The sequence below is a fragment of the Psychrobacter sp. 1044 genome, from assembly GCF_904846525.1.
Lineage (GTDB): Bacteria > Pseudomonadota > Gammaproteobacteria > Pseudomonadales > Moraxellaceae > Psychrobacter.
Genome location: NZ_CAJHAZ010000003.1, coordinates 77,712 through 103,189, shown reverse-complemented (window position 1 = coordinate 103,189; position 25,478 = coordinate 77,712). Strand labels below are relative to the sequence as shown.

The 25,478-nt window shown below is 43.7% G+C and carries 20 protein-coding genes; 5 read left to right on the top strand and 15 right to left on the bottom strand.

The features are described from left to right. Positions 1 to 105 precede the first annotated feature (105 nt). From JMX82_RS02985 to sdhC, 5 genes are all read right to left on the bottom strand, one after another. A complete protein-coding gene (locus JMX82_RS02985) occupies positions 106 to 2,988 on the bottom strand; it encodes a 2-oxoglutarate dehydrogenase E1 component (protein WP_201539417.1) in 2,883 nt (960 codons plus the stop codon). A gap of 922 nt (positions 2,989 to 3,910) precedes the next feature. Beyond that, positions 3,911 to 4,621, bottom strand: coding sequence for a succinate dehydrogenase iron-sulfur subunit (locus tag JMX82_RS02980; protein WP_055123743.1), 711 nt, complete (start codon positions 4,619 to 4,621; stop codon positions 3,911 to 3,913). Positions 4,622 to 4,832: 211 nt separating this feature from the next. Continuing rightward, a complete protein-coding gene (gene sdhA / locus JMX82_RS02975) occupies positions 4,833 to 6,683 on the bottom strand; it encodes a succinate dehydrogenase flavoprotein subunit (protein ID WP_045443095.1) in 1,851 nt (616 codons plus the stop codon). A gap of 463 nt (positions 6,684 to 7,146) precedes the next feature. Beyond that, a complete protein-coding gene (gene sdhD, locus JMX82_RS02970) occupies positions 7,147 to 7,533 on the bottom strand; it encodes a succinate dehydrogenase, hydrophobic membrane anchor protein (RefSeq protein ID WP_227500963.1) in 387 nt (128 codons plus the stop codon). Between the two features lie 20 nt (positions 7,534 to 7,553). Beyond that, positions 7,554 to 7,940 (bottom strand): succinate dehydrogenase, cytochrome b556 subunit, encoded by a 387-nt coding sequence (sdhC, locus tag JMX82_RS02965; protein ID WP_201501781.1) that lies wholly within the window; start codon positions 7,938 to 7,940, stop codon positions 7,554 to 7,556. Between the two features lie 1,029 nt (positions 7,941 to 8,969). Here sdhC and gltA point away from each other — a divergent pair. Further along, positions 8,970 to 10,250 carry a citrate synthase gene (gene gltA / locus JMX82_RS02960; RefSeq protein ID WP_045455400.1) on the top strand — a complete coding sequence of 427 codons (1,281 nt, stop codon included), beginning with the start codon at positions 8,970 to 8,972 and terminating at the stop codon, positions 10,248 to 10,250. Between the two features lie 186 nt (positions 10,251 to 10,436). Here the strand turns inward: gltA and JMX82_RS02955 are convergent, their stop codons facing one another. Together JMX82_RS02955 and JMX82_RS02950 are read right to left on the bottom strand one after the other, a co-directional pair. Further along, entirely contained in the window at positions 10,437 to 11,387 is a 951-nt protein-coding gene (locus JMX82_RS02955; RefSeq protein ID WP_201539416.1) for a hypothetical protein, read from the bottom strand. A gap of 72 nt (positions 11,388 to 11,459) precedes the next feature. Continuing rightward, on the bottom strand, positions 11,460 to 11,966 hold the full coding sequence (locus JMX82_RS02950; RefSeq protein WP_201539499.1) for a type IV secretion protein Rhs: 507 nt from the start codon (positions 11,964 to 11,966) through the stop codon (positions 11,460 to 11,462). Between the two features lie 430 nt (positions 11,967 to 12,396). Here JMX82_RS02950 and JMX82_RS02945 point away from each other — a divergent pair, with 430 nt between their 5' ends. Then, positions 12,397 to 13,686, top strand: a complete 1,290-nt coding sequence (locus JMX82_RS02945; RefSeq protein WP_201539415.1) for a replication-associated recombination protein A — start codon at positions 12,397 to 12,399, stop codon at positions 13,684 to 13,686. 325 nt (positions 13,687 to 14,011) lie between these two features. After that, entirely contained in the window at positions 14,012 to 15,124 is a 1,113-nt protein-coding gene (gene ribBA / locus JMX82_RS02940) for a bifunctional 3,4-dihydroxy-2-butanone-4-phosphate synthase/GTP cyclohydrolase II (RefSeq protein ID WP_055123670.1), read from the top strand. Positions 15,125 to 15,227: 103 nt separating this feature from the next. On the opposite strand, the gene JMX82_RS02935 is transcribed toward ribBA, so the two are convergent. The 6 genes from JMX82_RS02935 to JMX82_RS02910 form a co-directional block, all read right to left on the bottom strand. Continuing rightward, positions 15,228 to 15,716 (bottom strand): acyl-CoA thioesterase, encoded by a 489-nt coding sequence (locus tag JMX82_RS02935; protein ID WP_201539414.1) that lies wholly within the window; start codon positions 15,714 to 15,716, stop codon positions 15,228 to 15,230. 58 nt (positions 15,717 to 15,774) lie between these two features. Beyond that, positions 15,775 to 16,752 (bottom strand): hypothetical protein, encoded by a 978-nt coding sequence (locus JMX82_RS02930; RefSeq protein ID WP_201539413.1) that lies wholly within the window; start codon positions 16,750 to 16,752, stop codon positions 15,775 to 15,777. A gap of 101 nt (positions 16,753 to 16,853) precedes the next feature. After that, complete coding sequence (locus JMX82_RS02925; RefSeq protein ID WP_201539412.1) at positions 16,854 to 17,840, bottom strand: uroporphyrinogen-III synthase; 987 nt, start codon at positions 17,838 to 17,840, stop codon at positions 16,854 to 16,856. Between the two features lie 98 nt (positions 17,841 to 17,938). Beyond that, on the bottom strand, positions 17,939 to 18,973 hold the full coding sequence (gene hemC, locus JMX82_RS02920; RefSeq protein ID WP_201539411.1) for a hydroxymethylbilane synthase: 1,035 nt from the start codon (positions 18,971 to 18,973) through the stop codon (positions 17,939 to 17,941). 217 nt (positions 18,974 to 19,190) lie between these two features. Beyond that, positions 19,191 to 19,928: a LytR/AlgR family response regulator transcription factor gene (locus JMX82_RS02915; protein ID WP_201539410.1), complete on the bottom strand. Its 738-nt coding sequence runs from the start codon at positions 19,926 to 19,928 to the stop codon at positions 19,191 to 19,193. Between the two features lie 303 nt (positions 19,929 to 20,231). Next, positions 20,232 to 21,383 carry a sensor histidine kinase gene (locus JMX82_RS02910; RefSeq protein WP_201539409.1) on the bottom strand — a complete coding sequence of 384 codons (1,152 nt, stop codon included), beginning with the start codon at positions 21,381 to 21,383 and terminating at the stop codon, positions 20,232 to 20,234. A gap of 125 nt (positions 21,384 to 21,508) precedes the next feature. Between JMX82_RS02910 and argH the strand changes: the two genes are divergently transcribed. Continuing rightward, entirely contained in the window at positions 21,509 to 22,882 is a 1,374-nt protein-coding gene (argH, locus tag JMX82_RS02905) for an argininosuccinate lyase (protein ID WP_198330504.1), read from the top strand. A gap of 306 nt (positions 22,883 to 23,188) precedes the next feature. Further along, positions 23,189 to 23,479: an oxidative damage protection protein gene (locus tag JMX82_RS02900; protein ID WP_060490196.1), complete on the top strand. Its 291-nt coding sequence runs from the start codon at positions 23,189 to 23,191 to the stop codon at positions 23,477 to 23,479. Between the two features lie 87 nt (positions 23,480 to 23,566). Here JMX82_RS02900 and phoU read toward each other — a convergent pair whose 3' ends face one another. Beyond that, positions 23,567 to 24,373 carry a phosphate signaling complex protein PhoU gene (gene phoU, locus JMX82_RS02895; RefSeq protein WP_227676270.1) on the bottom strand — a complete coding sequence of 269 codons (807 nt, stop codon included), beginning with the start codon at positions 24,371 to 24,373 and terminating at the stop codon, positions 23,567 to 23,569. A gap of 119 nt (positions 24,374 to 24,492) precedes the next feature. Beyond that, the gene (gene pstB / locus JMX82_RS02890; RefSeq protein WP_201539498.1) at positions 24,493 to 25,419 is read right to left on the bottom strand and encodes a phosphate ABC transporter ATP-binding protein PstB; all 927 of its coding nucleotides are present in this window, start codon (positions 25,417 to 25,419) and stop codon (positions 24,493 to 24,495) included. Positions 25,420 to 25,478: the final 59 nt, after the last annotated feature.

Sequence of the window (25,478 nt, the reverse complement as noted above, 5' to 3'; positions counted from 1 at the left end):
TAGGCAGTCAGTGCTATCTTGCATAGCGATCTTAGATAATACTATCTAGATTTTATTACAACATACTGACTGTTATCGCCTGATTCATTTATCTTCAATAATCTGTTACTTAGCCAACTCATCGACACTGATACCAAGACCACCAGCGATCAACGCTTGCTGCTGTTGAGCATGCAGTTTCGGTGACCCTGTGGCAGGTGCTGCACTCGCAGGACGCGCCACTGGCTCCATGACTTTCGCCTTGGTTGGGTGTGGTACGACGATACGGAACATATGTGGTGCTAAATAATACCAAGCGCCTTGGTTCAGCGGCTCTTCTTGCGTCCAAACGATCTCAGCCAAGTTGCTGTATTTTTCAATCTCAGCCATCAAACGCTGCTCTGGTAATGGGTAGAGCTGCTCAATACGAACAATAGCGACATGATCTAGACCTAAGGCGCGGCGCTGCTCAAGCAAATCGTAATAAACTTTACCACCACAAAGCACCATACGAGTGACTTGGTCTGCATTTTGGTTGTCCATCTCTGGCAGTACCGTTTCAAACTTACCATTCGCCAGCTCTTCAAGATTTGAAGTGGCTAGCTTATGACGTAGTAAACTCTTCGGTGACATGACAATCAATGGCTTGCGAATTGGGCGAACTGCTTGACGACGTAGCGCATGATAGATCTGCGCAGGTGTCGTTGGCGTTATTACTTGCATATTGTCTTCAGCACATAGCTGTAAGAAACGCTCAAGACGAGCAGATGAATGCTCAGGACCTTGACCTTCGAAACCGTGTGGTAATAACATAGTTAGACCACAAACGCGCTGCCACTTGGTCTCACCACTTGAGATAAACTGGTCAATCACTACCTGCGCGCCGTTGACGAAGTCACCAAACTGCGCTTCCCAGACGATCAAGGCATTTGGTACTGTCGTTGCATAACCATATTCAAAGGCTAATACCGCTTCTTCTGATAACAATGAGTTATAAGTGGCAAAGCGGGCTTGAGTGTCACTCATATGAGCCAATGGCACATACATACTGCCATCATTGATATTATAGATTTCGCTATGACGATGTGAGAAAGTACCGCGACCCACATCTTCACCAGTAATACGTACCAATACTTTATCGTTATCGACTAGTGATGCGTATGCCAACGTTTCAGCTGCACCCCAGTTCAATGGCTCTTCGCCTGTCTGCATGGCCAAGCGCTGCTCAACCACTTTTTGTACTTGGCGTTGTAACTTATAGCCTTCTGGCATTTCCGCCATACGACGTCCATACCCTTTTAAAATCTCGATGTCGACACTGGTATCCCAATCATCCACCAAATCGTGACCTAAATAAGGTTTCCAATCGACGAACAATTCTTCGTTAGGCTCATTAACCAATGAGTTTGCAACATAGTCACCACGGTCTAAAGACTCACGATAGTCATCTTCATACTGCTTTTCTTCTTCAGCATTCAAAATACCGTCTTCGATGAGTTTTTGTGCATAAATCGTACGAGTCGTTGGTAGTTTCTTGATAACTGCGTACATGAGTGGCTGAGTCGCTGACGGCTCATCCGCTTCGTTATGACCATTACGGCGATAGCAGAACAGATCGATAATGATGTCTTTATCAAACTCATGACGGTAATCTAATGCTAACTGCGCGGCAAATACGACCGACTCAGGATCGTCACCGTTCACATGTAGGATAGGTGCATGTACCATTTTTGCAACGTCAGTACAGTACTCAGTCGAACGCACGTCTTCTTGACGGCTGGTCGTGAAACCGACTTGGTTATTGATCACAATATGTACAGTACCACCAGTGGTATAAGCACGGGTTTGTGACATTTGGAACGTTTCTTGAACCACGCCTTGACCAGCAAACGCAGCATCACCATGAATAACGATTGGCAATACTGAATTACCGCCTTTATTGTCTAAAAGTGGCTGATCGTTGCGACGCACCTGACGGGCACGTACAGAGCCTTGCAATACCGGTGCGACAATCTCAAGATGTGATGGGTTAAATGCTAAAGCCAAATGCGCTTCACCGCCTGGCGTCATCACGTTTGATGAAAAACCATTATGGTATTTAACGTCACCTGAGCCTTTTTCTGGCTGTACTTTACCATCAAACTCGTCAAACAAGTCCGCAGGGTTTTTACCTAAGATATTGACCAGTAGGTTTAGGCGTCCACGGTGAGCCATACCAATGACCATCTCTTTAGTGCCATAACCGCCTGCACGTTGGATGATTTCATTGATAGCAGGGATAAAGCTTTCGCCGCCCTCTAGTCCGAAACGCTTAACGCCCGTATATTTACGTGCTAAGTATTTTTCTAGACCTTCAGCTGCTGTGAGGCGCTCAAGAATAGATAAGCGCTTTTCTTTATCAAACTTGATGTAACCTAAGTTGGTTTCTAGATACTTTTCCATCCAGCGTTTTTCAGTACTGGTGGTAACGTGCATGTATTCAGTACCAATGTAACGGCAGTAAACACGTTCCATAATTTCGATGATTTCACGTAAAGGCGCTTCGTCTTTACCGATATTTAAATCATTGGTAGGAAATACTGTATCAAGATCAGCTTCTGAAAGATTATGATAAGCAAGGGTCAAATCTTCCACTTCTGCACGTGGATGTAGATTTAACGGATCAAGCTTGGCGCGGCGATGACCACGGCGACGGTAAGCTGAAATTAGCTGCTGTACACCCATTTGTTTAGGGTTTGCACAGTCGGCTAAGCCTGCATTTGCATCAGACGCTTGAGTGCTGGCTTTGTTGGCAGTTTGGTTGCGAGCAAGCAACAAAAACTGTTCCTTAATAGCGTTATGCTGTGCATCGTTTGGCGATTTGTATTGTTCAAAATACGTTTGCCAATCGGTATCAACGCTATCAGGGTCGTTTAGGTACTGCTCATAAAGAGCTTCTATATAGCTGGCGTTGTCAGCAGCCAGTTCTGTATGTCCTAGGCTTGCGGCTTCTTTAGTTATACTATTCATAATAATCGTCTATTTGATAGATAAATGAATGGAATCGTGCTTATTATTGTGTAATCTGTTGTATGTGAGACATCTAAATACTTAATGCTGTAAAAACTCAATCGTATTCTGTTCAGTACTGATTTATGAACCACACTTATTACTATAAAAGAAAGGTACGCTTGTCTGTGCTTTTGCTTATGACAGACAGTGATGCTAAATAGTGATAATAAGTGCCATTACAATACCTATATTAAAAATATAATTATTTGTGAACGTCCAGTTTTGTTATCTGACTCGTCTCACAACATTAATTTATATATACTGAAGTTAGTCATAACCAATTCATCAAAGATAAACGATCGATGAATTATTGACGCCTTCAGCTGGCCTATTATTTGGCTATCCTCGCTGGAACGTCTGGTTATTCCCAAGCTATCATTACTTTTATGGCAAACATACGTTGCTGTATAGAGTAGCATGACAGCGTTTCGCGCCATAGTTTGTTTGTTCAATACTAACTATTTAGGTAATGAATATCTACTATCATTTTGAATGCATTATTCCAGTCTATTATTTGTTTTGAATACTTATTTATTAGTAAGTTAAACATTAATGACTAATAGTGGTTCGTCAAAACAACTAATTATTAAAATAATGCGCTATTCTAACATTTAACGTGGTGAATATCTCTGGCTGAATACTTTTTTCTAACACCAATTATATAGATTGCTGACGTATATATCATGCCTTCTTACATACAACCAACGTATTGATAGCCAAGCCTTACCTTTAACTATGTAGAATAATCGTCTCTGTAAGCCCTATCTGACACTGAAAAAATTAAATAATCTCAGATATATTGCTCATAAAAAACACCACCTAATGATTAGGTGGTGTTTTTCGTACGCTATCTGCAAAAAAACCAGACAATTATAAACGATTAACCTGCTTGGTCAATGAGCATATTACGTAAATGACCAATTGCTTTGGTTGGGTTCAAGCCTTTTGGACATACTGATACACAGTTCATGATACCGCGGCAACGGAATAGGCTAAATGGATCATCTAAGCGCGCCAAACGTGCTTGCGTATCACCATCACGGCTATCAGCCACGAAGCGATAAGCATGCAGTAGTGCTGATGGACCTAAGAATTTATCAGGGTTCCACCAGAACGATGGGCAGCTGGTTGAACAGCATGCACATAGAATACATTCGTACAAACCGTTTAGCTTTTCGCGTTGTTCAGGTGACTGCAAACGCTCAGTTGGCGGCGCTGGCTGGTCATTGATCAAGTACGGATGTACTTTCTCATATTGCTCATAGAATTGGTTCATATCAACAACCAAATCGCGAACAACAGGTAGACCTGGTAATGGACGAACCGTGACTTTTTCTGGCAGAGTGTTCATGTTAATGAGACACGCTAGACCATTTTTGCCATTGATGTTCATGCCATCAGAGCCACAAATACCTTCACGGCAAGAGCGACGGAAGGTCAGTGTTTCGTCTTCCTTTTTTAGGCGTAATAACACGTCAAGCAACATACGATCTGAGTCTAGCAACTCAATCGTATACGTTTGCATGCGCGGCGCTGCGTCCAGATCAGGATCGTAGCGATAGATTTCGATGGTGCGAGTACCTCGGCTCATAATGCTAAACTCCACACGTAGGTGATGGCGGGCATACAAAGGTTGCAACATATCAGCGCTATTGATTAGCCCATATTGACAGTAATTATCAAATATCAACTAATCATATTGTCACGCTGGCATGAGCATGTAGCTGGCGGTCACCTTTTAATAAATGAATAAAAAATAAAACGTTTACGCTGTTCGTATCGCTAAATTGCGCAGTCTAAAATTAATAGACGCGAACTTTCGGTTCGATATAATCAACCGTTAGTGGTACTTTACGAACTGGCTTATAAATGATGCGATTACCTTCAGAATACCATAAGGTATGCTTCATCCACTCGTGGTCATTACGGCCATTTGGTGCGTAATCATCATCTTCTGGACGGTCATAGTCAGACACACTATGAGCACCGCGGCTTTCGTGACGCATTGCCGCTGATACCATCGTCGCTTTGGCCACTTCATACAAGTTAGCCACTTCGAATGCTTCAATGCGCGCTGTGTTAAATACTTGTGATTTATCAGCCAAATGGATTTTTTCAATCTTGTCACCAAGCGCTAAAATCTTCTCAACGCCTTCGTCCATCATCGCTTGCGTACGGAACACACTCGCATGCGCTTGCATGGTTGCACGAATCTCGTCAGCCACGTCTTGGGCATTGTAGCCTTCAGTCGACTGTTGCAGCTTGTCTAAACGACCGACCGTATAATCTAGCACGCGTGGATCTAGAGGCTTATAGTTATGATCGGCATGATGGAATTCATCAACGATATGCTTACCAGCAGCACGACCAAATACCAATAGATCAAGTAGTGAATTCGTACCTAAACGGTTGGCACCATGAACACTGACACAAGCACATTCGCCGATAGCATAAAGACCTTTAACCACGTTGCCTTTTGCATATAGACCGTCTTCATCCGTACCTGCTTCTAGATCAGGCGTGATTACTTGACCGTGGATAGTGGTTGGAATACCGCCCATCATATAGTGAATGGTTGGAATAACGGGAATTGGCTCTTTGGTGATATCAACGTTAGCGAAGTTTTTACCAATCTCAAATACCGATGGCAAACGCTTCATGATGGTTTCTACACCCAAATGGGTCATATCCATTACGATATGGTCAGCGTTTGGACCACAGCCGCGACCTTCTTTGATCTCTTGATCCATAGAACGAGAAACCAAATCACGTGGTGCCAAATCTTTCACGGTTGGCGCATAGCGCTCCATGAACGCTTCGCCATCTTTGTTACGTAAGATAGCGCCTTCACCGCGGCAACCTTCAGTTAACAGTACGCCTGCACCGTGGACACCTGTTGGGTGGAACTGCCAAAACTCCATATCTTGTAATGGAATACCAGCACGAACGGCCATGCCAATACCGTCACCAGTATTGATATAAGCGTTAGTAGAAGCGGCGAAGATACGACCTGCACCACCTGTCGCTAGGACAGTAATTGGTGATTGGAATACAGCAACCGTACCTGTCTCTTGCTCAAGCGCGATAACACCGTTGATATTACCCGCTTCGTCTTTGATCAAATCAAGCGCAATCCACTCGATAAAGAACTCAGTGCCTTGCTGCAAATTCTTCTGATATAACGTATGTAATAGCGCGTGACCCGTACGGTCAGCTGCAGCACATGCACGTTGTACGGCTTTTTCGCCATAGTTTGAGGTATGACCACCGAATGGGCGCTGATAAATCGTGCCGTCTTCGTTACGGTCAAACGGCATGCCCATGTGCTCAAGCTCATAAACGACCTTTGGCGCTTCACGGCACATGTATTCAATCGCGTCTTGGTCACCCAACCAATCTGACCCTTTAACGGTGTCATAAAAGTGAAAATGCCAGTTATCGTTGCTCATGTTGCCCAAACTTGCGCCGATACCGCCCTGAGCCGCAACCGTGTGCGAACGGGTTGGGAATACTTTGGTCAAAACGGCAACTTTCATGCCCGCTTCTGCCAAATGTAGTGAAGCACGCATACCTGAGCCACCGCCACCAACGATGACTGCATCGTAGTTTAGCGTCTTAATATTACTAATGGTATTATCTTGTCTAGTTGCCATTACGGTTTTCCTAATGCCTATTAATGCTTAGAAGTAAATAAAAAGGCTGTCTCAAAATCATCCTATTGCTGGACAAAACACTTTATTGTCTTGCCACTATTTGCAATTATAAAAGTAGATGACGCTCACAACCTTTAACCACCTAATTTGCATATCTATCGTTATATTGGGTTCGCTCACTGACTAAACCATAGCGCACCTATTATATAAGTGACTGACTAAGTCAATGATGTCCAACGCTATGATTGGCTATGACTATTTTTGGCTACTAACGGATGACTTTGATATTTGCTAGTCACGTCCGTTATTGTTTATAGATAAATCAAGTTGCAGATAAATAAATATTATCAATACATAGTCTGTTCAATATAATATGGATACAAGGAGGGCATGTCACCAGAACTACAAATAGTAGACTAGGCGAGTCTGACACCGTATCCAGATTATAGGGGATTGGCTATCGTTAAACAGCAACCACACCGAAACCAGTACCCCAAAAAATCATAATACCCCAAAATAGAAACACTAAAATAGCGATAATCATCAATGACTGTAGCACTAAGCGTAGACCTGCTGCGCTTGAGCCCAATTTGCCCGTGGTAATATAGTCAGTGAAAACCGTCCACATACCAACCCAAGCATGACCAGCTAGGGCAAGTACCGCCACCAAGCTAAATAGACGCATAGGTAAACTGGTCATAAATGATGACCATTCAAGATAAGTAACATCGCCGTGCGTCAAAAAGAAGCCCAGCAATACCACACTATAAACGGCTAAAACGACAGCGCTAATACGCTGGATAATCCAATCGCGTGAGCCTGAACCTGTCAGACCAGTCGCACTTTTGATTCCTGAATCATTTTTTATCATTAGAACATCACCCATACAAATGACGCGACAATTAGAATCGCTGCAATCACAAAACTAACCATAGACGCGGTGCGGCCAGATTTTAGCTCTTCGTTCATGCCCATATCAGCGAATAAGTGCTTAATGCCCATCACAAAGTGATAAGCAATCGCAGCAACAAATATCCATGCTAAGAAGCGCACAAGTACATTGTCAAATACGGTTGCAAAGCTCTCAGCCGAAGCCAATGAGTTCTGTAGTAACCACAGCATGACAGGAATCAATAAAAATAAAATAATGCCAGAGATACGATGCAAGATAGAGGCGATCGCAATCGGTGAGCGATTAACGCTAATCACTTGGCTTAAAGGCAGATCAATAGGTCGGTTGCTTTTCACAGCGGGCATCCTTTTTGCGGTTATACTCCTGTATCTGCTATCAACGCTTGATATCACTGATGTCGATTAAGCATTGAGCAACACACGAGACGAATAAAGTAAGGAAGAGCTAGCTGACTTCGTTTAGTTTGCGCTAAATATGAAGAAAGGATCGTGGGGTACAAGGTATTGATAAACTGTTTAATATCGCTCGTCAAATCGACAGGTCTATAAAACAACCCGTCTATTATACAACAAAGAAAATAAACATGAGTAAGATCGATTAACTAGTCTATTTTTACTGGTCATATCAATAAAAACAACGCTACTCCGTCATCGATATCAATACAGCCCTTTTACTAATGACTTAAAAATAGAACAGTTAACAAAAGCATTCAAACCCTGGATTACAGATATTGTCTATCAAAACGCTAGTGCGTCGTTGCTCTTGTGCTACTCAGCCATAACCGAGTATGAATAGAAAAACGACACTACATCATGACCACTTATCAATTCGCACAAAGCGAGTGCCAGTTAAGTTCCTACAATTATAAAATGACTGGGCGATAATTACAAATTTATCCCCTAAGTAGTAAAAGGCAAACGCTGGGTTAACAAATAAATAGACAGCGGTCATACGTATTTGCCAAAATTGCTCAATTTTGAGGAAATTTACGCCAAACTCAATTCGTCTACTACGCATACTCTGTCTGTTTTTAACCCGAATATTAATAAAACCTGCTACATTATTATCGTAAAATTCTTTAAAAATTATGCGGATAATGTAGCTGTACTTACTGTCATAAAAACAAGCTTTCTAAGCAAAATAACCAATCAGACATATTTTGATACAAAAATTACAGTGAATAAACACGACTAAACCGTGCCAATTGGTGCTATTGATGGTAAAAGTCTTTTCAAATCATAAGTAATTACTGCTAATATACCCTGCGTATTAAATGAGTTAAATGCATTTTTATGATTTGACTAACGATAGACCGAGGGTATGCGTCTGTCGTAATTTTATTCTAACAAGCTAAAACCAATGGAGAGCAATTTATGGCTGACACTAATGCCAAACTAACCGTCAATGGTAAAGAATACGAGTTTCCTATTATCGAAGGTACTTTAGGGCGTCCAGTTCTAGATATTGCTGCTCTACAAGAATCAGGATTTTGGTCTTATGACCCTGGTTTTAAAGTAACCGCCCCTGTTGAATCAAAGATTACTTATATTGATGGTGGTAAGGGTGAGCTACTACACCGCGGCTACCCTATCGATCAATTGGCAAACAATGCTGAATATTTAGAAGTGGCTTATGCCTTGATTCATGGCGATTTGCCGAACGCTGAGCAAAAAGCAGATTTCTTTGAAAAAATCCGTAAGCATACGGGTGTTCATGATCAATTGCGCAAGTTCTTTGAAGGCTTCCGCCGTGACGCGCATCCAATGGCCATTATGGTTGGTGTCGTTGGTGCTTTATCCGCGTTTTATCATGAAGCATTAGATGTCAGTAACGAAGAGCATCGTGAAATCACGGCTATCCGTCTAATCGCTAAAATGCCAACGCTTGCTGCGATGAGTTATAAATACTCGCAAGGCGAACCGTTCATGTATCCACGCAATGACTTTAGCTATGCTGAAAACTTCTTATACATGATGTTTGCCACGCCTGCTGATGTTGATTATAAAACCAATGACGTCATCACTCGTGCCATGGACAAAATCTTTACTTTGCATGCTGACCACGAGCAAAACGCATCAACGTCTACGGTACGTCTAGCTGGTTCTACTGGCGCCAACCCTTATGCGTGTATCGCTGCTGGTATCGCCGCCCTTTGGGGACCATCACATGGCGGCGCGAACGAAGCCGTGCTTGAGATGTTAGATGAGATCGGTTCAGTTGAAAATGTGCCTGAATTCATGGAAAAAGTGAAGAGCCGTGAAGTGAAACTCATGGGCTTTGGTCATCGCGTTTATAAAAACTTTGATCCACGCGCACAAGTGATGAAAGAAACTTGTGACGAAGTATTAGGCGCATTGGGCATCAATGATCCTAAGCTTGAGCTTGCCATGGCACTTGAGAAAATCGCTTTAGAAGACCCGTTCTTCGTTGAGCGTAACTTGTATCCAAACGTTGATTTTTACTCGGGTATTATCCTTAAAGCCATCGGTATCCCAACGTCAATGTTTACCGTAATCTTCTCATTGGCTCGTACTTCTGGTTGGATCAGCCATTGGTTAGAGATGCACAGCACACCGTTCAAAATCGGTCGTCCACGTCAGTTATACACTGGTGAAACGCATCGCGACTTCGTTAAAGTTGAAGACCGTAAATAGTCACTTATATTTTAGTTTTTAGAACTATAAAAAATCCCGCCATCGTGCGGGATTTTTTATGGTTCTTTTTTTATGGCTCATGTTTTATAGTTCTTACTGTCTCATTTGATACGGTTAGCCACATTACATTTTCTAAAAACCCTATCCGTTACTGAATGAATAACTGATTGAGTGACAAAATTACGGCTACTGGAATTCTTTTAGTGTCTGCTCATATTTGGCAATTTGCTCATCATAACCTTTAATGGTGTCATTAAACTTAGTCATAAGCGTCTCAAATTCTTTTTGTTGATTCAGTTTCATCTGCTGCATATCAATCACTTGCTGAGCTTCTATCTGCTCCCAAACCTGATGCTGAATAATCAAACGCGCTAATGCTGGGCTCTTGGCACTGAGCCTACCGGCAATTTCTGCATGCTCAAATAATTGCGGAGCCAATGTCGCGATATTAATTAATGTATCAACATCTTCTGCGCTAAGAGGGGTCGTCACAGGCTGATAAAGCGCTTCCATCGCTTGCTGGTAGCTTTCGATGATTTGATCTTCTGTTAGCATGATAGGCTTACGCGGCTCAAGGCTAATGCGCTTTAACACCGTTAAATCACGCTCGCCAACTTCCGTACTGGTATTGATATCAGCCTCAGCGGGGATATCCACTTCATCATCTGTGGTGTCAGCAGATAGTGAGCTGCTATCAGTTGTATCGCTGTTATTCTTCATCACGTTATTAGTATTAGTATCGCTAGCAGCAGTATCATCATTCAGCATCAATGAATCCTCACTATCTAAGCTATCAGCGGCTTGTAAGGATTCATACTCTGCTTGTAAACGACGCTGTAGCCTTTGTGCTTGCGCGACATAGATAGGCTGAAACTGCTTTATACGGGTAGCAGCAGAATCACTTGGGCGCATAGGCTGACTGTCTTCAGTGCTCGTTTTTTCAACGCTCTGACTGTCTTCTGGCGCAGGTTGAGTCTCTGCTTGCTGCTGACAGCCACTTAACAGCAATACGCCGCTGAGTGTTGCCGCAAGCAAGGTTGACGAGTGCTGTAAAAGGGTGTTTTTTTGATTGATAGAATCATCAACCACACCTTTATTCATTTTATAATTAGGCTTTTTTGGCAAAAATTTAAACATAAGGGTACGTGTCCTTGTTAAGGCAAAATAATAAAAACCAAAGTCGTCATGGCAATCCATTGCCAATGGATATCACTTCATATTGTCGTCAGACTTTACGATTAAAAATGGAATACAAGTTTCTAATGCTTGACAGTCTTGTCCACGCTGACGACGAATAAAATAATCCTGAACCATACGCGCCTGCTGTTCGATACCGTAGTTAAAGAAGGATTTGCCTGTCTTGATTACATAATCATAACGGCGATCAATAAGTGCACCGCGCACCACTTTTAAGCCTTGCTGTAATTGCCATACATGGGTCAATTCATGTATCAGCCAGCTTTTTTTACTCAATGAAGCATCGCTAAAATCTATTATCCAATCTGCTCGGTTAAAATAAATATTGCCATTAGGACTAACGGCATAATGTTTCAACACCCACCAAGCAGTCTTGAGCTGAACCTCATCGAGATTGATACTGTCGCCAAATACTGACCGCGCCAGCGCTATCTCACCTGTAGTAAGCAAACGTGATTGCTGCTTGGCACTGCGATGTAAATAGCGAGCAAACAAGCACTGTAATATCGGCGGAGACATCATGACAGTAATACCTTATGCCTAATGAATGGATGATCACAAATGATAGGTCGTAAATCGCGCGTGATATCTGCGATCTATCAATGCTATTGAACCGTTAATAGGGATAAAAGCATAAAAATCAAAGTATTTGGGACATAAGCTGTACACTTGATTGACTTTTATTAACGTAAATCTGCGTTAGCCTATCGTGTATGACACATACCAAGACACATACCAAATAGCATCTTTATAAATTAGCCTACTTTTACTACTCATGTCTAATATTCATTAGTGCGAAAATCATGCCAAACAGACAGATATGATCTTTTTCCATAGCAATGATGAATGTAATCTAGGATGTAGTCATTTAGATGCAGCAATAAAAACCCATTAATCACTGTCGTTATGAACTAATTGATAGCTGTTTAAATTGATAATAGAGATTTCTATGCCGCCTAATTTTCATGCCGACACACCCCTTGCCCAGCGTATGCGCCCAACGACACTTGATGCAATCATTGGTCAAGAACATCTACTGGCAGCAGGTGCGCCCTTGCGGCGTTTGGTCGAACAAGGACATCTGCCATCGATTATTTTGCATGGTGAAGCTGGCATCGGCAAAACGACTATTGCCATGCTGTTGGCTGATGCTGTTGGCAGACCTTTTCATGCCTTGTCTGCCTTGAATACTGGGGTCAAACAGCTGCGAGAAGTGTTAGAAAATAAGGACTCATTAGCATTTGAATCGCCAGTGGTTTTTATCGATGAGATACACCGCTTTAACAAGGCTCAGCAGGATGCCTTACTGGGCGCGGTCGAATCTGGTGATATTACCTTGATTGGTGCGACAACTGAAAACCCCTCCTTTAGTGTCAATAATGCGCTGCTATCACGTTGCCAAGTGTATCGTTTAGAGCCACTGACGCCTGAGCAAATCAGTGCGGTATTGCAAAGGGCAATTTCAGAAGATTCAGTGCTAAAGAATTTGACGGTTGATTTACAAGCACAGGACACTATCAGCCAACTGGCGCACGGCGATGCTAGAAAGGCGCTAAATTTATTAGAGCTTGCTATTCAAACGGCGGACACTAAGCAATCACCGCTCGTCATTAACGATGAATTGGTCGCTCGTGTCGCCCAAACAGCTCTAGTTCGCTATGACAAAGATGGCGAGCAGCATTATGATATTATCTCGGCGATGATAAAGTCCGTACGTGGCTCAGACCCTGATGCCGCGCTTTATTGGATGGCGCGGATGCTCGTGGGCGGTGAGCCTGCTGATTTTATCGCGCGGCGTTTGGTCATCTTGGCCAGTGAAGATATTGGTAATGCCAACCCTAATGCTTTACTGCTTGCCGATGCAGCATTGCGTAGTGTGCAATCAATTGGTATGCCAGAAGCGCGTATTATCTTGGGGCAAGTAGTGGTTTATCTGGCGACCAGTGCCAAAAGTAACAGCACTTATAAAGCCATCAATACTGCGATGGCGTTGGCAGAAAAAGATGCCTCTCCTGTGCCGCTACACCTACGTAATGGCGTGACCAAACTGATGCGCAATCAAGGCTATGGCCAAGGTTACGCCTATCCACACGATTATCCCAATCACTATTATCCACAAAGCTATTTGCCAGACAATTTAGTTGGTAGCAGCTTTTATGAATTTGCCGACAACCAGCGCGAGCAACACAGTAAACAGTTTATGGATTGGCTAAAAAGCCAAGCAGCCAGTAATGACTGATGGCTCACATGGGCGATTATCCCTTTGCTTACTATGTCATTGAATACGTGAATCGTCGTGACCATTCGTAATACTTATCACTATATTTGACAGTCTGGCCCATATAGTTTCGAGATGAATCAGCACAGTGGGCTGAAAAGCGTTAAAATGTCCTCATATTGATATATAAGCAATGATTCCATAATGTCTACGGTGGATCAATTTGATCCAATGCACTTTGCCTAACCGCAACAGCGCCCTGTAGCATCTACTGCTACAATAGACAGAGAATGCTTTATATTCCACATCACACCTATCTATAAATAATAAAATATTGAGACTTACTATGAGTTTAAATACGATTCCTGAGATTATCGAAGACATCCGTGCTGGCAAGATGGTCATCTTAATGGATGATGAAGACCGTGAAAATGAAGGTGATATCATTATGGCAGCGACCCATGTGCGCCCTGAAGATATTAACTTTATGATTACTCATGCACGTGGTTTGGTCTGCTTGACCTTGTCACAAGCACGCTGCCAACAGTTGGCATTGCCGCTGATGTCTGATCGTAACGAGGCAAAATTTAGTACCAACTTTACGGTTTCTATCGAAGCCGCTGAAGGCGTTACAACGGGTATCTCTGCTGCTGACCGTGCACGTACGATTCAAGCAGCGGTTTCTTCTTCGGCAAAACCTGAAGACATCGTCCAGCCTGGACATATCTTCCCAATCATGGCTCAAAATGGTGGCGTCTTGCACCGCGCTGGACATACAGAAGCTGGTTGTGATTTAGCACGCCTAGCAGGGCTTGAGCCCGCAGCAGTGATTGTCGAAATCATTAATGCTGATGGTACGATGGCGCGCCGTGATGACCTTGAGATATTTGCCGAAGAGCATGGCATCAAGATGGGTACAATTGCTGACCTCATCAACTACCGCATCGCGAACGAGCAAACGGTAGAAGAAATTGAGTCGCGTCCTTTTGAAACGGAATACGGTACCTTTACGCTACATCGCTTCCGCGAATTTGGCGCTGATGAAACGCATTTGGCTTTGGTAAAAGGCGATGTGAGCGAAGGCGTCAGCACCGTCCGTGTCCATGGTTTTCACCCACTACGCGACTTGTTTGCTGCCAAAAATGATATGACGGGTCGTAGCGGCTGGAGCGTACGCTCAGCGCTGGAGGAAATCAGTAATTCAGATCGCGGCGTATTAGTTTGGATTGGTAGCAACCAGCCAATAGATTTAGGAGAGGCGTTAGACAAAGCGGCAGACAATGAATCGCAATCGACCATTACTCAGCAGCCGTATCGCAGCATTGGTGTTGGCGCACAGATTTTGCGTCATTTAGGCGTTCGTGATATGCGTTTATTATCATCACCCATGAAGTTTTACGCATTATCAGGCTTTGACTTGAACGTCATCGATTTCGTACATGCGCCAAAGCAAGATTAATATTTGACTGTTTGGCTCGCTGATTCGATATCAGTCAAATAGCAAAAGGGCACGCTAACGTAACGTTAGCGTGCCCTTTTTTTCATTTATTTAATATTCAGTGCTAAAGCTTCGGTATATGACCAACTTTTGCTTCTAATGCCAATAGCCGAGCGCGCTCTTCCTCTGTCCAAGCTAACTTACGCTTTCCCTCACTATCGAGACGTACCACGACTGCCTCAGCCGTCGCGACGATGGCTGCTTGCGCGATGCTATAGTAGCTATATTCCATCACGATACTCGTATTACCCAAGCGCTGACAGCGCACTCCTAATAGCAAAGTATCAGGATAAGTCACTGGGCGTAAATACTGGCAGCTTGATTGTGCCAATACCGTCACCATATTACCATCAAACATACCTAGCGCCTGCAAATAGCCAATTCGTGCTGATTCAGCGTAACGGTAATAAATCACATTATTTAAATGGTTAAACGCATCCATTTCGCCCCAGTGAATGGGCTGGTGATGAATAATGGGGTAATGAGACAATTCGTCAGGATGATTATCTGCGATATTGGAGGCTGCATGTGCTGCTTGATTCAAACTGTCCATAATGTCACTTCTCTTATTTTTATATTCATAAATCTATCAATCAACATCCACTGAACCACTAACGCTGAGATTTATCCAAAATCTGAGTGGTCAACAATGGCGTTGGTTTCGGTGCATTGGCAATCAATTTATCTAACCAATCTATAACTTCTGCGATATTTGTCGGAGCGGATTTGGTTGGTAGGTTCTTGTCGGTAGAGGTTTGTTTTTTGCCTACGGACGTAGCATTAGAGGCGTTTTCAGTATTAGTCACGGCTGCCTTTGGCGCTGACTGTTGCGGAATAGCAGACTTCGGCACCAAGGTTTGTAGTTGATTTCGTGCTTGACGCAGATAACCAACCAGCTGCTCTTGTTCGCGCATATTACTGGCTTGACTGGCCAGATTTAAGGTCATAATCACTTCGTGAATGGTCAGTTGTTTGCGCGAGAGGCTCATATTACTATCGGTGCTATTGTGCGGTGTCGCCTCGCTACTCACACGCTCATAGCTGTGCAAAAACTCTTGAATATTTTGGATGGCGAGGTTTTGCAGCTGCCAAGGACTAGGCTGTGAGCTGCTTGCCTGCAAACGTTCGATGTCTTTCATCAAGCTTTGTTTGATCACAACCGTTAGCGCTGGAGCAATCTCATTGCCGCTTTGCGAAAGCTGCCAATGTAGACCACGCAACAAATCAATCGCCGCACTGTCGTTATTGTCTGCCAATAATCTATCAGCGGCTTGTATCTGAATACGCAATAAATCTAACTGGTTTTGCGCTTGGCTACTGGCGGCAGATCGAGGCTCTGGCAGCGTCTGCTGACTCATCGAAAATAGACGGTCATCCATCTCATTCAGACGGCTGACGACTTGCTCGTTGCTTTGCAAACGCTCATTAACACTATGTTGGAAACGCTGTTGGCTGATGTAGAGCCACAATAGGGCGGCGATAAGCAACAAGATAACCAGCCACTGCAGGCGCAACAAAAACACATTTGCTTGTCGGCGCTGCTGAGTAGCAGAAGGTTCCTGAGATAACGATTCAGAATTGATTGACATAAGGCAGCACCGTTATTTTGGCTAAAACAGGTTTAAAGCAAATAAATAAAAAGTGAAACATAATAGATAAGGACAGATCATCGGTTGGTACATTTATACATTTAACAGGCTTTAGCATGGATAGCAGCAAGAATGGTTTCTGGCGCCAAATCTTCCACACGCCAATAGCTTAACTGCTGATCAGCGACCATATTGGCTAAACGCTCACCCAACACCACATAAGAAAAGTCTGACAATTCATAGGGCAAAATAGCGGGATTTTCTCTGGCTGTTTCTTGATTTAATGCCTTTTCTGCTACAGCCCGAACGATGCTTTCCCAATGCTCAAAGGCTGTACCGCTACTGACGACAACGATTGGCTTTGGCTGACTAGCTGATGTATCTTGCATACCATTGCGAGCTAAAAACCCTTGTAGCCACTGCTCGTATTGAGCCATCGCATCGACCGGCATTATGCGCTCATACCAAGCAATACTATCGATATGCACACCGCGTGCCAGCAACGTATCGACCAATAGTCGCCTACCACCCAATCCGCGCCACACGAGCAACTTGTCACCTGCTTGCAAACGCTCAATCTCAGGCATCGCTAGCATACCTTCGTTATTGGCAATATGCGGCTGAAGCACTTGGTAATTTGATGCCTCGATTTTGGCATTATTTAACACCGACGCAGTCGCTTCACCCACGGCAATCAAGTAGCTCGGCGCTTGCAGAGCATTAATTGCTATGTTTTTTCGCTCATTATTGTCATTGTCATTGTCATGGTTTTGAGCTTGACGCTCATCTTCAAGCGCTTGCCAAACAGCCAGTCCTGAAGCGGCCGCCGTTGGGCTAACAATCACAAGCGCTTTATAATCACCTGCTAGCCAATGCCGCATCAGAGTCATGTCTTGCTCAGTCGTTGGGCGCGATTGTAACGTCAACATCGGTATCTCTACCACCGTCAGCCCTGCTGCTTGTAGATAATCCGTCAATGCAGCGGCACGCTCTACTGGGCGAGTATTAATGACTACTTGCGTAAGTGATGACTCATTATTTGATTGACCGTTAGCAATAAGCTGGGCGTGATTTAATGTTGATGACATAGACGTACCATGACAAAAGACTGATAGAATTGGCTTAACGATAGCCCTAGCATCAATAATACTGGGGCTATGACTAAGATAATTAAAATACTGGCCTGTTATTCAGGATGATAAATCGCGGATAAGATATCACCCGCGCCATCGGCAAGCAGTATATTGGCAACATCAATACCAAGCTGATTAGCCTGTACTTCTTGCTCGGCTTGTGTGCCAATCAACGTGACGCGTTTTTCTGCTTTTAGCAGCTCACAGCCATCCACTTGACCGACGCGGCCACGTAGCCATAACACATTGCCGTTGTCGTTATTGCCATTGTCACCGTTATCATCATTGTTGCTGCTTGTTTCATCCGCCATTTGTAAAACGGCATAAGCAGCAATGGGCACTTGGCAGCCACCCTCTAAGTGACGGTTCAGCGCGCGCTCAGCAATGAGACGGATACGAGCTTTATGATCATTCAGTGGTGCCAGTAATTTTAACACCTCATCATCACCTTCACGGCATTCGATCGCTAAGGCGCCTTGACCAACCGCAGGCAGGCAGGCATTGATATCAAGCTCGCCGCGTATGCGCTCATCCAGCTCGATACGCTGCAAACCACTGGTCGCTAAAATAATCGCATCATACTCGCCAGCATCTAGCTTGCCCAAACGTGTACCGACGTTACCGCGTAAGGTTTTGATTTGTAGGTCTGGGCGATAGGCTTTAAGCTGACACTGACGACGCAAACTTGACGTGCCAACGACTGCCCCTTGCGGCAATTCATCAATACTATTATAGGTGTTAGACACAAAAGCATCAGTCGGTGAGGCGCGTTTGCAATAGACGCCCAGCATCAAGCCTTCTGGAAGCTGCATCGGTACGTCTTTTAATGAATGTACCGCGATGTCCGCTTGTTTGTCATATAGTGCTTGCTCAAGCTCTTTGACAAACAAACCTTTACCACCAATTTTAGCCAAAGGTGTGTCCAAAATCTTGTCACCCTTAGTGACAATTTTTAGCAAGTTAATCGTCAATTCAGGATACAAATCTAGTAGACGAGCACGGATATGCTCAGCTTGCCATAGTGCTAAAGGGCTCTGGCGCGTGGCGATATTCAAGGTAGTCAAAGCAGTTTGCTGCGGATTGCTCATAAAGGGCCTCAATAAATTCGATACTATTCACGTCAGTACTATGCATGTCAGTATTAGACCATACTGCAAATTTTCCACAAAAAATGGGCGATATAAACCATATATAGTCCATGCTGACGCAAAAAAATACCCCTATTTAAGCATAAATAAGGGTTTGATGATATGGGGTGATTATTTCACGGTTGTTTTGCTGTCATTTCACAATGGAAACAGCCGTTTACATGCTTTGAATCTTGTCACGTAATGCAGGTAAGTGACGGCGGCTAACCGCGAGTGTCTCATCAATGCCTTTAAAGCGTATTTGATATTGTCCTGCATCCAACGTTTCTAAAAAGTCCAAAAAGCTGAGGTTGATGATGGCATTACGGTGCACCCGAAACAGCCGATCCTCAAATTCTTGTTCAAGCTCTTTTAGCGTCTCATCAATCAGGACAATGCCATCTTTGTGACGGACTTTGACGTACTTTTGATCGGCGGTAAAATAATAGATATCTTTGAGCTTGATGAGCTCAACGCCTCGGTGAGTACGAGCAGCGATATGCTCACGTACTGGCCGCGCTGTTGGGTCTTCAAGTTTACGAATCTCATTTAACTGCGCCGCGTTCAAATTTTTCGCTTTATCTAGTGCTTCTAGTAACTCATCTTTATTGGCAGGCTTTAATAAATAACCAATCGCATTGGCTTTTAGCGCGGCAATGGCATAATGATCATAAGCGGTGACAAATATAATGGCTGGCGGATGCTCAAGCTTGGCAAGCTCTTGCGCACAGCGCACCCCATCCATCTCAGGCATACGAATATCTAATAATATGATGTCTGGCTGCTGAGTTTTTACAGCGATAATGGCTTCTGCACCCGTGGTTGCTTGAGCAAAGACTTGATGACCTGACTCCTGTACAATTCTAACCAAACGCTCACGTGCTAGTGGCTCATCATCACAAACTACGATACGCATGCAAACTCCAATCCCAGGATAAACTTAGTATTTTTTTCAATGGCCTTACCAACATATTAGCACTCATTACCAATCACTTAGCATAAAAACCTTTAATTATTTCATGAAACAATAACTGGCTATATTGACGTTAATAGCCTTGTGCATTGAGTTTTATTGCGATGCATTTATCGATAGTAATTTTTATGGGGAATCATGGCTAAATATAAAGTAAAACAGCCCATTAGCTATAAATATGGTGCAATAAGTATGCCATACCTATTTCTTGAGAAATAAAATACAAAATTAAGCCAAAAAAAACGGTCATAAACTAACATCTTGCAGCGGATAGTCGATGACAGTAATAATTCGACTACTGGTAACGCTACTTTTAATATCCGCACTTTGACCGAAATAAGCCCGTAAACGTTCCGCTTGAATATAAAAGTTCATGTGCTGACGTAAATCATGGTTAATAATCATGGTTTTTTTCGGCAGCGCGACACCAATCGTAATCACAACCCGATGCTGCTGCCAAGTGACTCTAATATTGATATAAATGGTTTCAGTGGTCATCTCCACCACATTCAGCAGCATTTTTTCTAGCACGCTCTGTAAGGTCAAGGCGGTAATCACCATGTCATACATGACATCTTCGTCAGGCAATTGCCAACTCACTTCAAGCTTATCCGCTAAGCGGCTAGACTCAATCGCTAGATAGTGCTCACAAAGAGCAATTTCTTCTTCAAAGCTAATCTCTCGTGCCCCATTGAAACTAGCACGGAATAAGGCAGAAACGTGCTGTAATAAAGCGGAAGCTCTTGCTGGATTGGACTCTATCAGTGACACAAGGGTATTAATGGTATTAAAGAAAAAATGCGGGGCAATTCGTGCTTTGATCACATCGTTTTGTGCACTCAATTTCTGCTCAAACGATTGTTTGAGCGCATTCGTCTCACGATAACGGCGTAAAAAATACAGTAAGAACACTAAGGTAAAGCCACCACTAATCATCGCATCAAACAATATATTTAGAATAAAAGTTTGACGATCATATTCAAACCAACCAACATTAATCATTACCAGCATGACTAAAATCATGGATATGGTAGATGCCACCATGAGTAAGGCAAGCACATACATGCTGGCTTTAGGTATGCTCATGCCCTTAAAAATGGGGCGCAAATAATCAATGAGGTATAAGGAAGGAATAATACTCAAGGTGTTTTGCAGGACTCTGCTAAACAGCTGAATCAAAAAATCTGACCACGTAGCAATATCATAGCGATTTATTACCGTGACAAATAGTGACCAAAAAAAGATATAAATGAACCACTGCCAAGGCTTCATGACTTCCATGAGCTTGGGAATAAAAAACTCTAAGCGCTCCGCTAGTAAGGCAACCTCATCCTTTGCTATACTTGAGCTCTTATTCTGCTGACTTGTCTTGTACCGATATGAACGCCAATTCTTCAAAACCTAGTAGTCCCGAATCAAATGTAAACCCATCTGTCTCTGATTCTAGCACAGATGCTCCGATAACAAATAACGCTGCACAAAACAACCCTGTAAGCAGTCCTTCAAACAGCCAAGGCCAGCAGATGTGGGGCGGACGCTTCAGTGAAGCGACGGACAGCTTTGTCGCTGCCTTCACCGCCTCTGTTGGCTTTGACCAACGCTTTGCGCGTCACGATATTCAAGGCTCAATCGCCCACGCGACCATGCTTAAAGAATGTGACATTTTGACCGCTGACGAAGTAGCCACCATTATTGATGGTCTGCATCAGGTACTGCGCGAGATTGAGGCTGGCGAGTTTAACTGGTCAATCGCGCTAGAAGACGTGCACATGAATGTTGAGTCGCGCTTGACTGACATCATCGGCGCTGTTGGTAAGAAACTGCATACGGGTCGTAGCCGTAACGATCAGGTTGCCACTGATATTCGTCTTTGGCTACGCGAAGAGACAGATAATATCATTGCCTTATTAGTACGCTTGCAAAGTGGTTTGCTTGATTTGGCTGAGCAGCATACTGACACTATTATGCCCGGCTTTACGCATTTACAAACGGCGCAGCCAGTGAGCTTTGGTCATCACGTCATGGCGTGGTTTGAGATGTTATATCGCGATACCGAACGTCTGGTCGATGCGCGCCGCCGTATTAATCAAATGCCGCTTGGTAGTGCTGCCCTTGCTGGCACGACATTCCCCATCGATCGTACCATTACTGCTGAATTACTGGGTTTCGAAGGTATTTGCCAAAACTCGCTTGATGCCGTCTCAGATCGTGACTTTGCGATTGAGTTCACCTCAGCCGCGTCTATCCTTATGATGCATATGTCACGGATGAGCGAAGAGATTATCCTATGGATGTCAGCGCAGTTTAACTTTGTGCAAATCCCTGATCGCTTCTGTACTGGCTCATCCATCATGCCGCAAAAGAAGAATCCTGATGTGCCAGAGTTGGTTCGCGGTAAAGCAGCACGTGTTTTTGGCCAATTGATGACACTCCTTAGCCTGATGAAAAGCCAGCCTCTTGCTTATAATAAAGACAACCAAGAAGACAAAGAGCCGTTGTTTGATTGCGTCGATACGCTTACCGGCTGTTTATTGGCTTTTGCTGATATGCTACCGAATATCACTCCAAATAAAGAAAACATGCGCGCCGCTACGATGAAAGGCTATGCGACTGCGACTGACCTTGCAGATTATTTGGTACGCCAAGGCGTGGCGTTCCGTGATGCTCATGAAGTGGTGGGTAATGCGGTTGCTTTGGGTATCAAAGAAGGTGTTGATTTGAGCGATTTGTCATTGGCGCAGCTACAGCAATTTAGCGATGCAATCGGTGATGATGTCTTTGAATATTTAACGTTAGAAGGCTCATTAGCAGCCCGTGACCACTTAGGTGGTACAGCGCCAAATCAAGTTAAGCAAGCCGTTGCTCGCGGTCGTAGCCGTTTAGAGGTATTTGCGTAAAAGCGCATTGTTGACCTGACAGCTTCTACCATAAAAAACACCCGCCCCTGCTGCGGGTGTTTTTGATACCATGATGAGGTAAAGTAAATTCAGCTAATAATATTTAAGTCACTTATGCTGAATAAGTGCTAACTAATACCATTCACAGAAATTAGAGTAGCAAGGAAAACGAGTCAAAGTACTACGCCTTGTAGGCTAAGCGAGTTTGACACAGCTAATCTTACTTTTTGGGTTTGGTATAACTATTCTCATGAGTGATTCAATAACATATTTTTATCATAACCAAACCATAATAAGGAACGCCTTATGACTGAGACTTTTAATCCGCAAGCCAATACGGTATTTTGCCGTAAATATCAGCAAGAATTGCCCAAAATGCCGCACCCCCCTTTTCCTAATAAAAAAGGTCAGGAGCTACAAGAAACGGTCTCTGAAAAAGCATGGAAAGAATGGCTTGAACAGCAAACGATGCTGATTAACGAAAACCATCTAAGCATGTTAGATCCTGCTGCCAAAAAATTCCTCACCGAACAACGAGATAAATTTTTAGATAATGAAGATTATGAGCGTGCACAAGGTTGGACGCCAGAGAGCTAATTGTTTTTATTATTGCCACAATATAAAAAATGCGCTATTTAATATAGCGCGTTTTTTTGGATGTAAAATTAACGATGAACTGTTTTTTTAGCCCTCATCACCGTTTGAGTCTACAACATCCGTGGCTGACTTGATGGCAGGTTTAGTGGCAGACAGGGTACTGACTTGGCGCGCCGCCATACGGTCATTGGCTTCTTGCACCGCTTTTTCGACCAGCGCATAGTCGGAATGACGCACATCTTGCCCACTAATATAGTTAATCACCAGTTCTGCAATATTTTGTGCATGATCGCCCACCCGCTCAAGCGCGCGCAATACCCACATAATATTGATGACTTTTGAGACGTGCCGTGAATCTTCCATAATATAGGTCATCAAAGCACGGATGGCTGACTGATACTCATCATTGACTATGCTATCGTTACGCATGACCTCAAACGCTTGCTCAGCATTCGATTGGCTAAATGCCTCTAGCGCATTGTGCAGCATCAAACGAACCTGATTGCTGAGGTGTTGCACTTCCGCATAACCGTATGACAGTTTACCTTGTGCCGCAATTTTTTTGGCCATCTGAGCAATTTTGACGGCTTCATCACCGATGCGTTCTAAATCAACCACGCCTTTACTGATGGACATGACCAAGCGTAAATCGCTGGCGGCAGGCTGACGTTTGGCGACCAATAGCAAGATGTGTTCATCCAACTCGACTTCCATTCGATTGATATCAAAGTCCATATCAATCACCTCTTGCGCCAGTGTCTCATTTTTATCGATAAGCGCATGGATCGCTTTCGCCACTTGGTTGGCCGCGCTATCACCCATGTATAGAAATAGACGGATAGCTTCATCAAGATCTTGGTCAAAACTTTTGGAGATATGCTTATCGCTTTGCATAAGAGGTATTCCCTAAAATCCATATTTTGGTAGCGCGGTGTGGCTGTTGAGTCGAACAGATTGGCTCACGATATCTTATTGAACGTATCGAGCACGTCGTCCTTGCTCAGACCGCGATGTTAGCCATAACGACCCGTAATATAGTCTTCTGTGGCGGTTTGGGCAGGCTTGGTAAATATCTGGTCGGTCTCGCCCATCTCAATCATATCGCCTAAGTACATATAGACGGTGTAATCTGACACCCGTGCAGCCTGTTGCATGTTATGCGTAACAATGGCAATGGTGTAATCCTGTTTTAAATCTTCAATCAAATCTTCAATCGCGCCGGTCGAGATAGGGTCAAGCGCTGATGTCGGCTCATCAAGCAATAACACTTCAGGCTTGGTCGCGACGCTACGCGCAATACACAAGCGTTGCTGCTGTCCGCCTGATAACGAAAGCCCTGACGCTTTTAATTTGTCTTTCACTTCTGGCCATAGTGCGGACTTTTTAAGTGCCCACTCTACCCGATTGTCCAGCTCAGCCTTGCTTAACTTTTCATAAAGGCGTACCCCAAAGGCGACATTGTCATAGATTGACATCGGGAACGGTGTTGGCTTCTGAAAGACCATCCCAACTTGCGCGCGTAGCAAATTCACATCGACGTCTTTGCCCAAGATATTTTGACCATCAAGGTTAATATTGCCTTCTGCCCGCATGCCTGGATATAAATCGTACATACGGTTGAAGGTACGCAACAGCGTCGATTTGCCGCAACCTGAAGGACCAATGAAAGCAGTGACTTTTTTATCAGGAATATCGATATTGATATTTTTTAGCGCCTGAAAGTCACCATAATAAAAATTCAGATCCCGAATTTGCATTTTTGCTGCAGGCATGTTTTTGGGAATATCATGAAGCGTTTGTTTGGTTAGGCTGGCAATATCTGGCTGCTCCATTTGTGCTGCCGTCGACATCGGTCTATTTAATAAACTGTCTGTTGTTGGATTAAATTTATCTGCCACATTGAATTTATCGACAGGCTTTTTTGTACGGATTTTGCTCATGACGTCATTCATAATATGTTCCAACCCAGCTCAATGAATATAAATGGAAGTAAATGCTC

Coding starts and splice junctions, on each gene's coding strand:
- JMX82_RS02985 (WP_201539417.1), bottom strand. CDS start 2,988: ATGAATAGTATAACTAAAGAAGCCGCAAGCCTAGGACATACAGAACTG.
- JMX82_RS02980 (WP_055123743.1), bottom strand. CDS start 4,621: ATGAGCCGAGGTACTCGCACCATCGAAATCTATCGCTACGATCCTGAT.
- sdhA (WP_045443095.1), bottom strand. CDS start 6,683: ATGGCAACTAGACAAGATAATACCATTAGTAATATTAAGACGCTAAAC.
- sdhC (WP_201501781.1), bottom strand. CDS start 7,940: ATGCCCGCTGTGAAAAGCAACCGACCTATTGATCTGCCTTTAAGCCAA.
- gltA (WP_045455400.1), top strand. CDS start 8,970: ATGGCTGACACTAATGCCAAACTAACCGTCAATGGTAAAGAATACGAG.
- JMX82_RS02955 (WP_201539416.1), bottom strand. CDS start 11,387: ATGTTTAAATTTTTGCCAAAAAAGCCTAATTATAAAATGAATAAAGGT.
- JMX82_RS02950 (WP_201539499.1), bottom strand. CDS start 11,966: ATGTCTCCGCCGATATTACAGTGCTTGTTTGCTCGCTATTTACATCGC.
- JMX82_RS02945 (WP_201539415.1), top strand. CDS start 12,397: ATGCCGCCTAATTTTCATGCCGACACACCCCTTGCCCAGCGTATGCGC.
- ribBA (WP_055123670.1), top strand. CDS start 14,012: ATGAGTTTAAATACGATTCCTGAGATTATCGAAGACATCCGTGCTGGC.
- JMX82_RS02935 (WP_201539414.1), bottom strand. CDS start 15,716: ATGGACAGTTTGAATCAAGCAGCACATGCAGCCTCCAATATCGCAGAT.
- JMX82_RS02930 (WP_201539413.1), bottom strand. CDS start 16,752: ATGTCAATCAATTCTGAATCGTTATCTCAGGAACCTTCTGCTACTCAG.
- JMX82_RS02925 (WP_201539412.1), bottom strand. CDS start 17,840: ATGTCATCAACATTAAATCACGCCCAGCTTATTGCTAACGGTCAATCA.
- hemC (WP_201539411.1), bottom strand. CDS start 18,973: ATGAGCAATCCGCAGCAAACTGCTTTGACTACCTTGAATATCGCCACG.
- JMX82_RS02915 (WP_201539410.1), bottom strand. CDS start 19,928: ATGCGTATCGTAGTTTGTGATGATGAGCCACTAGCACGTGAGCGTTTG.
- argH (WP_198330504.1), top strand. CDS start 21,509: ATGTGGGGCGGACGCTTCAGTGAAGCGACGGACAGCTTTGTCGCTGCC.
- JMX82_RS02900 (WP_060490196.1), top strand. CDS start 23,189: ATGACTGAGACTTTTAATCCGCAAGCCAATACGGTATTTTGCCGTAAA.
- phoU (WP_227676270.1), bottom strand. CDS start 24,373: ATGCAAAGCGATAAGCATATCTCCAAAAGTTTTGACCAAGATCTTGAT.
- pstB (WP_201539498.1), bottom strand. CDS start 25,419: ATGAGCAAAATCCGTACAAAAAAGCCTGTCGATAAATTCAATGTGGCA.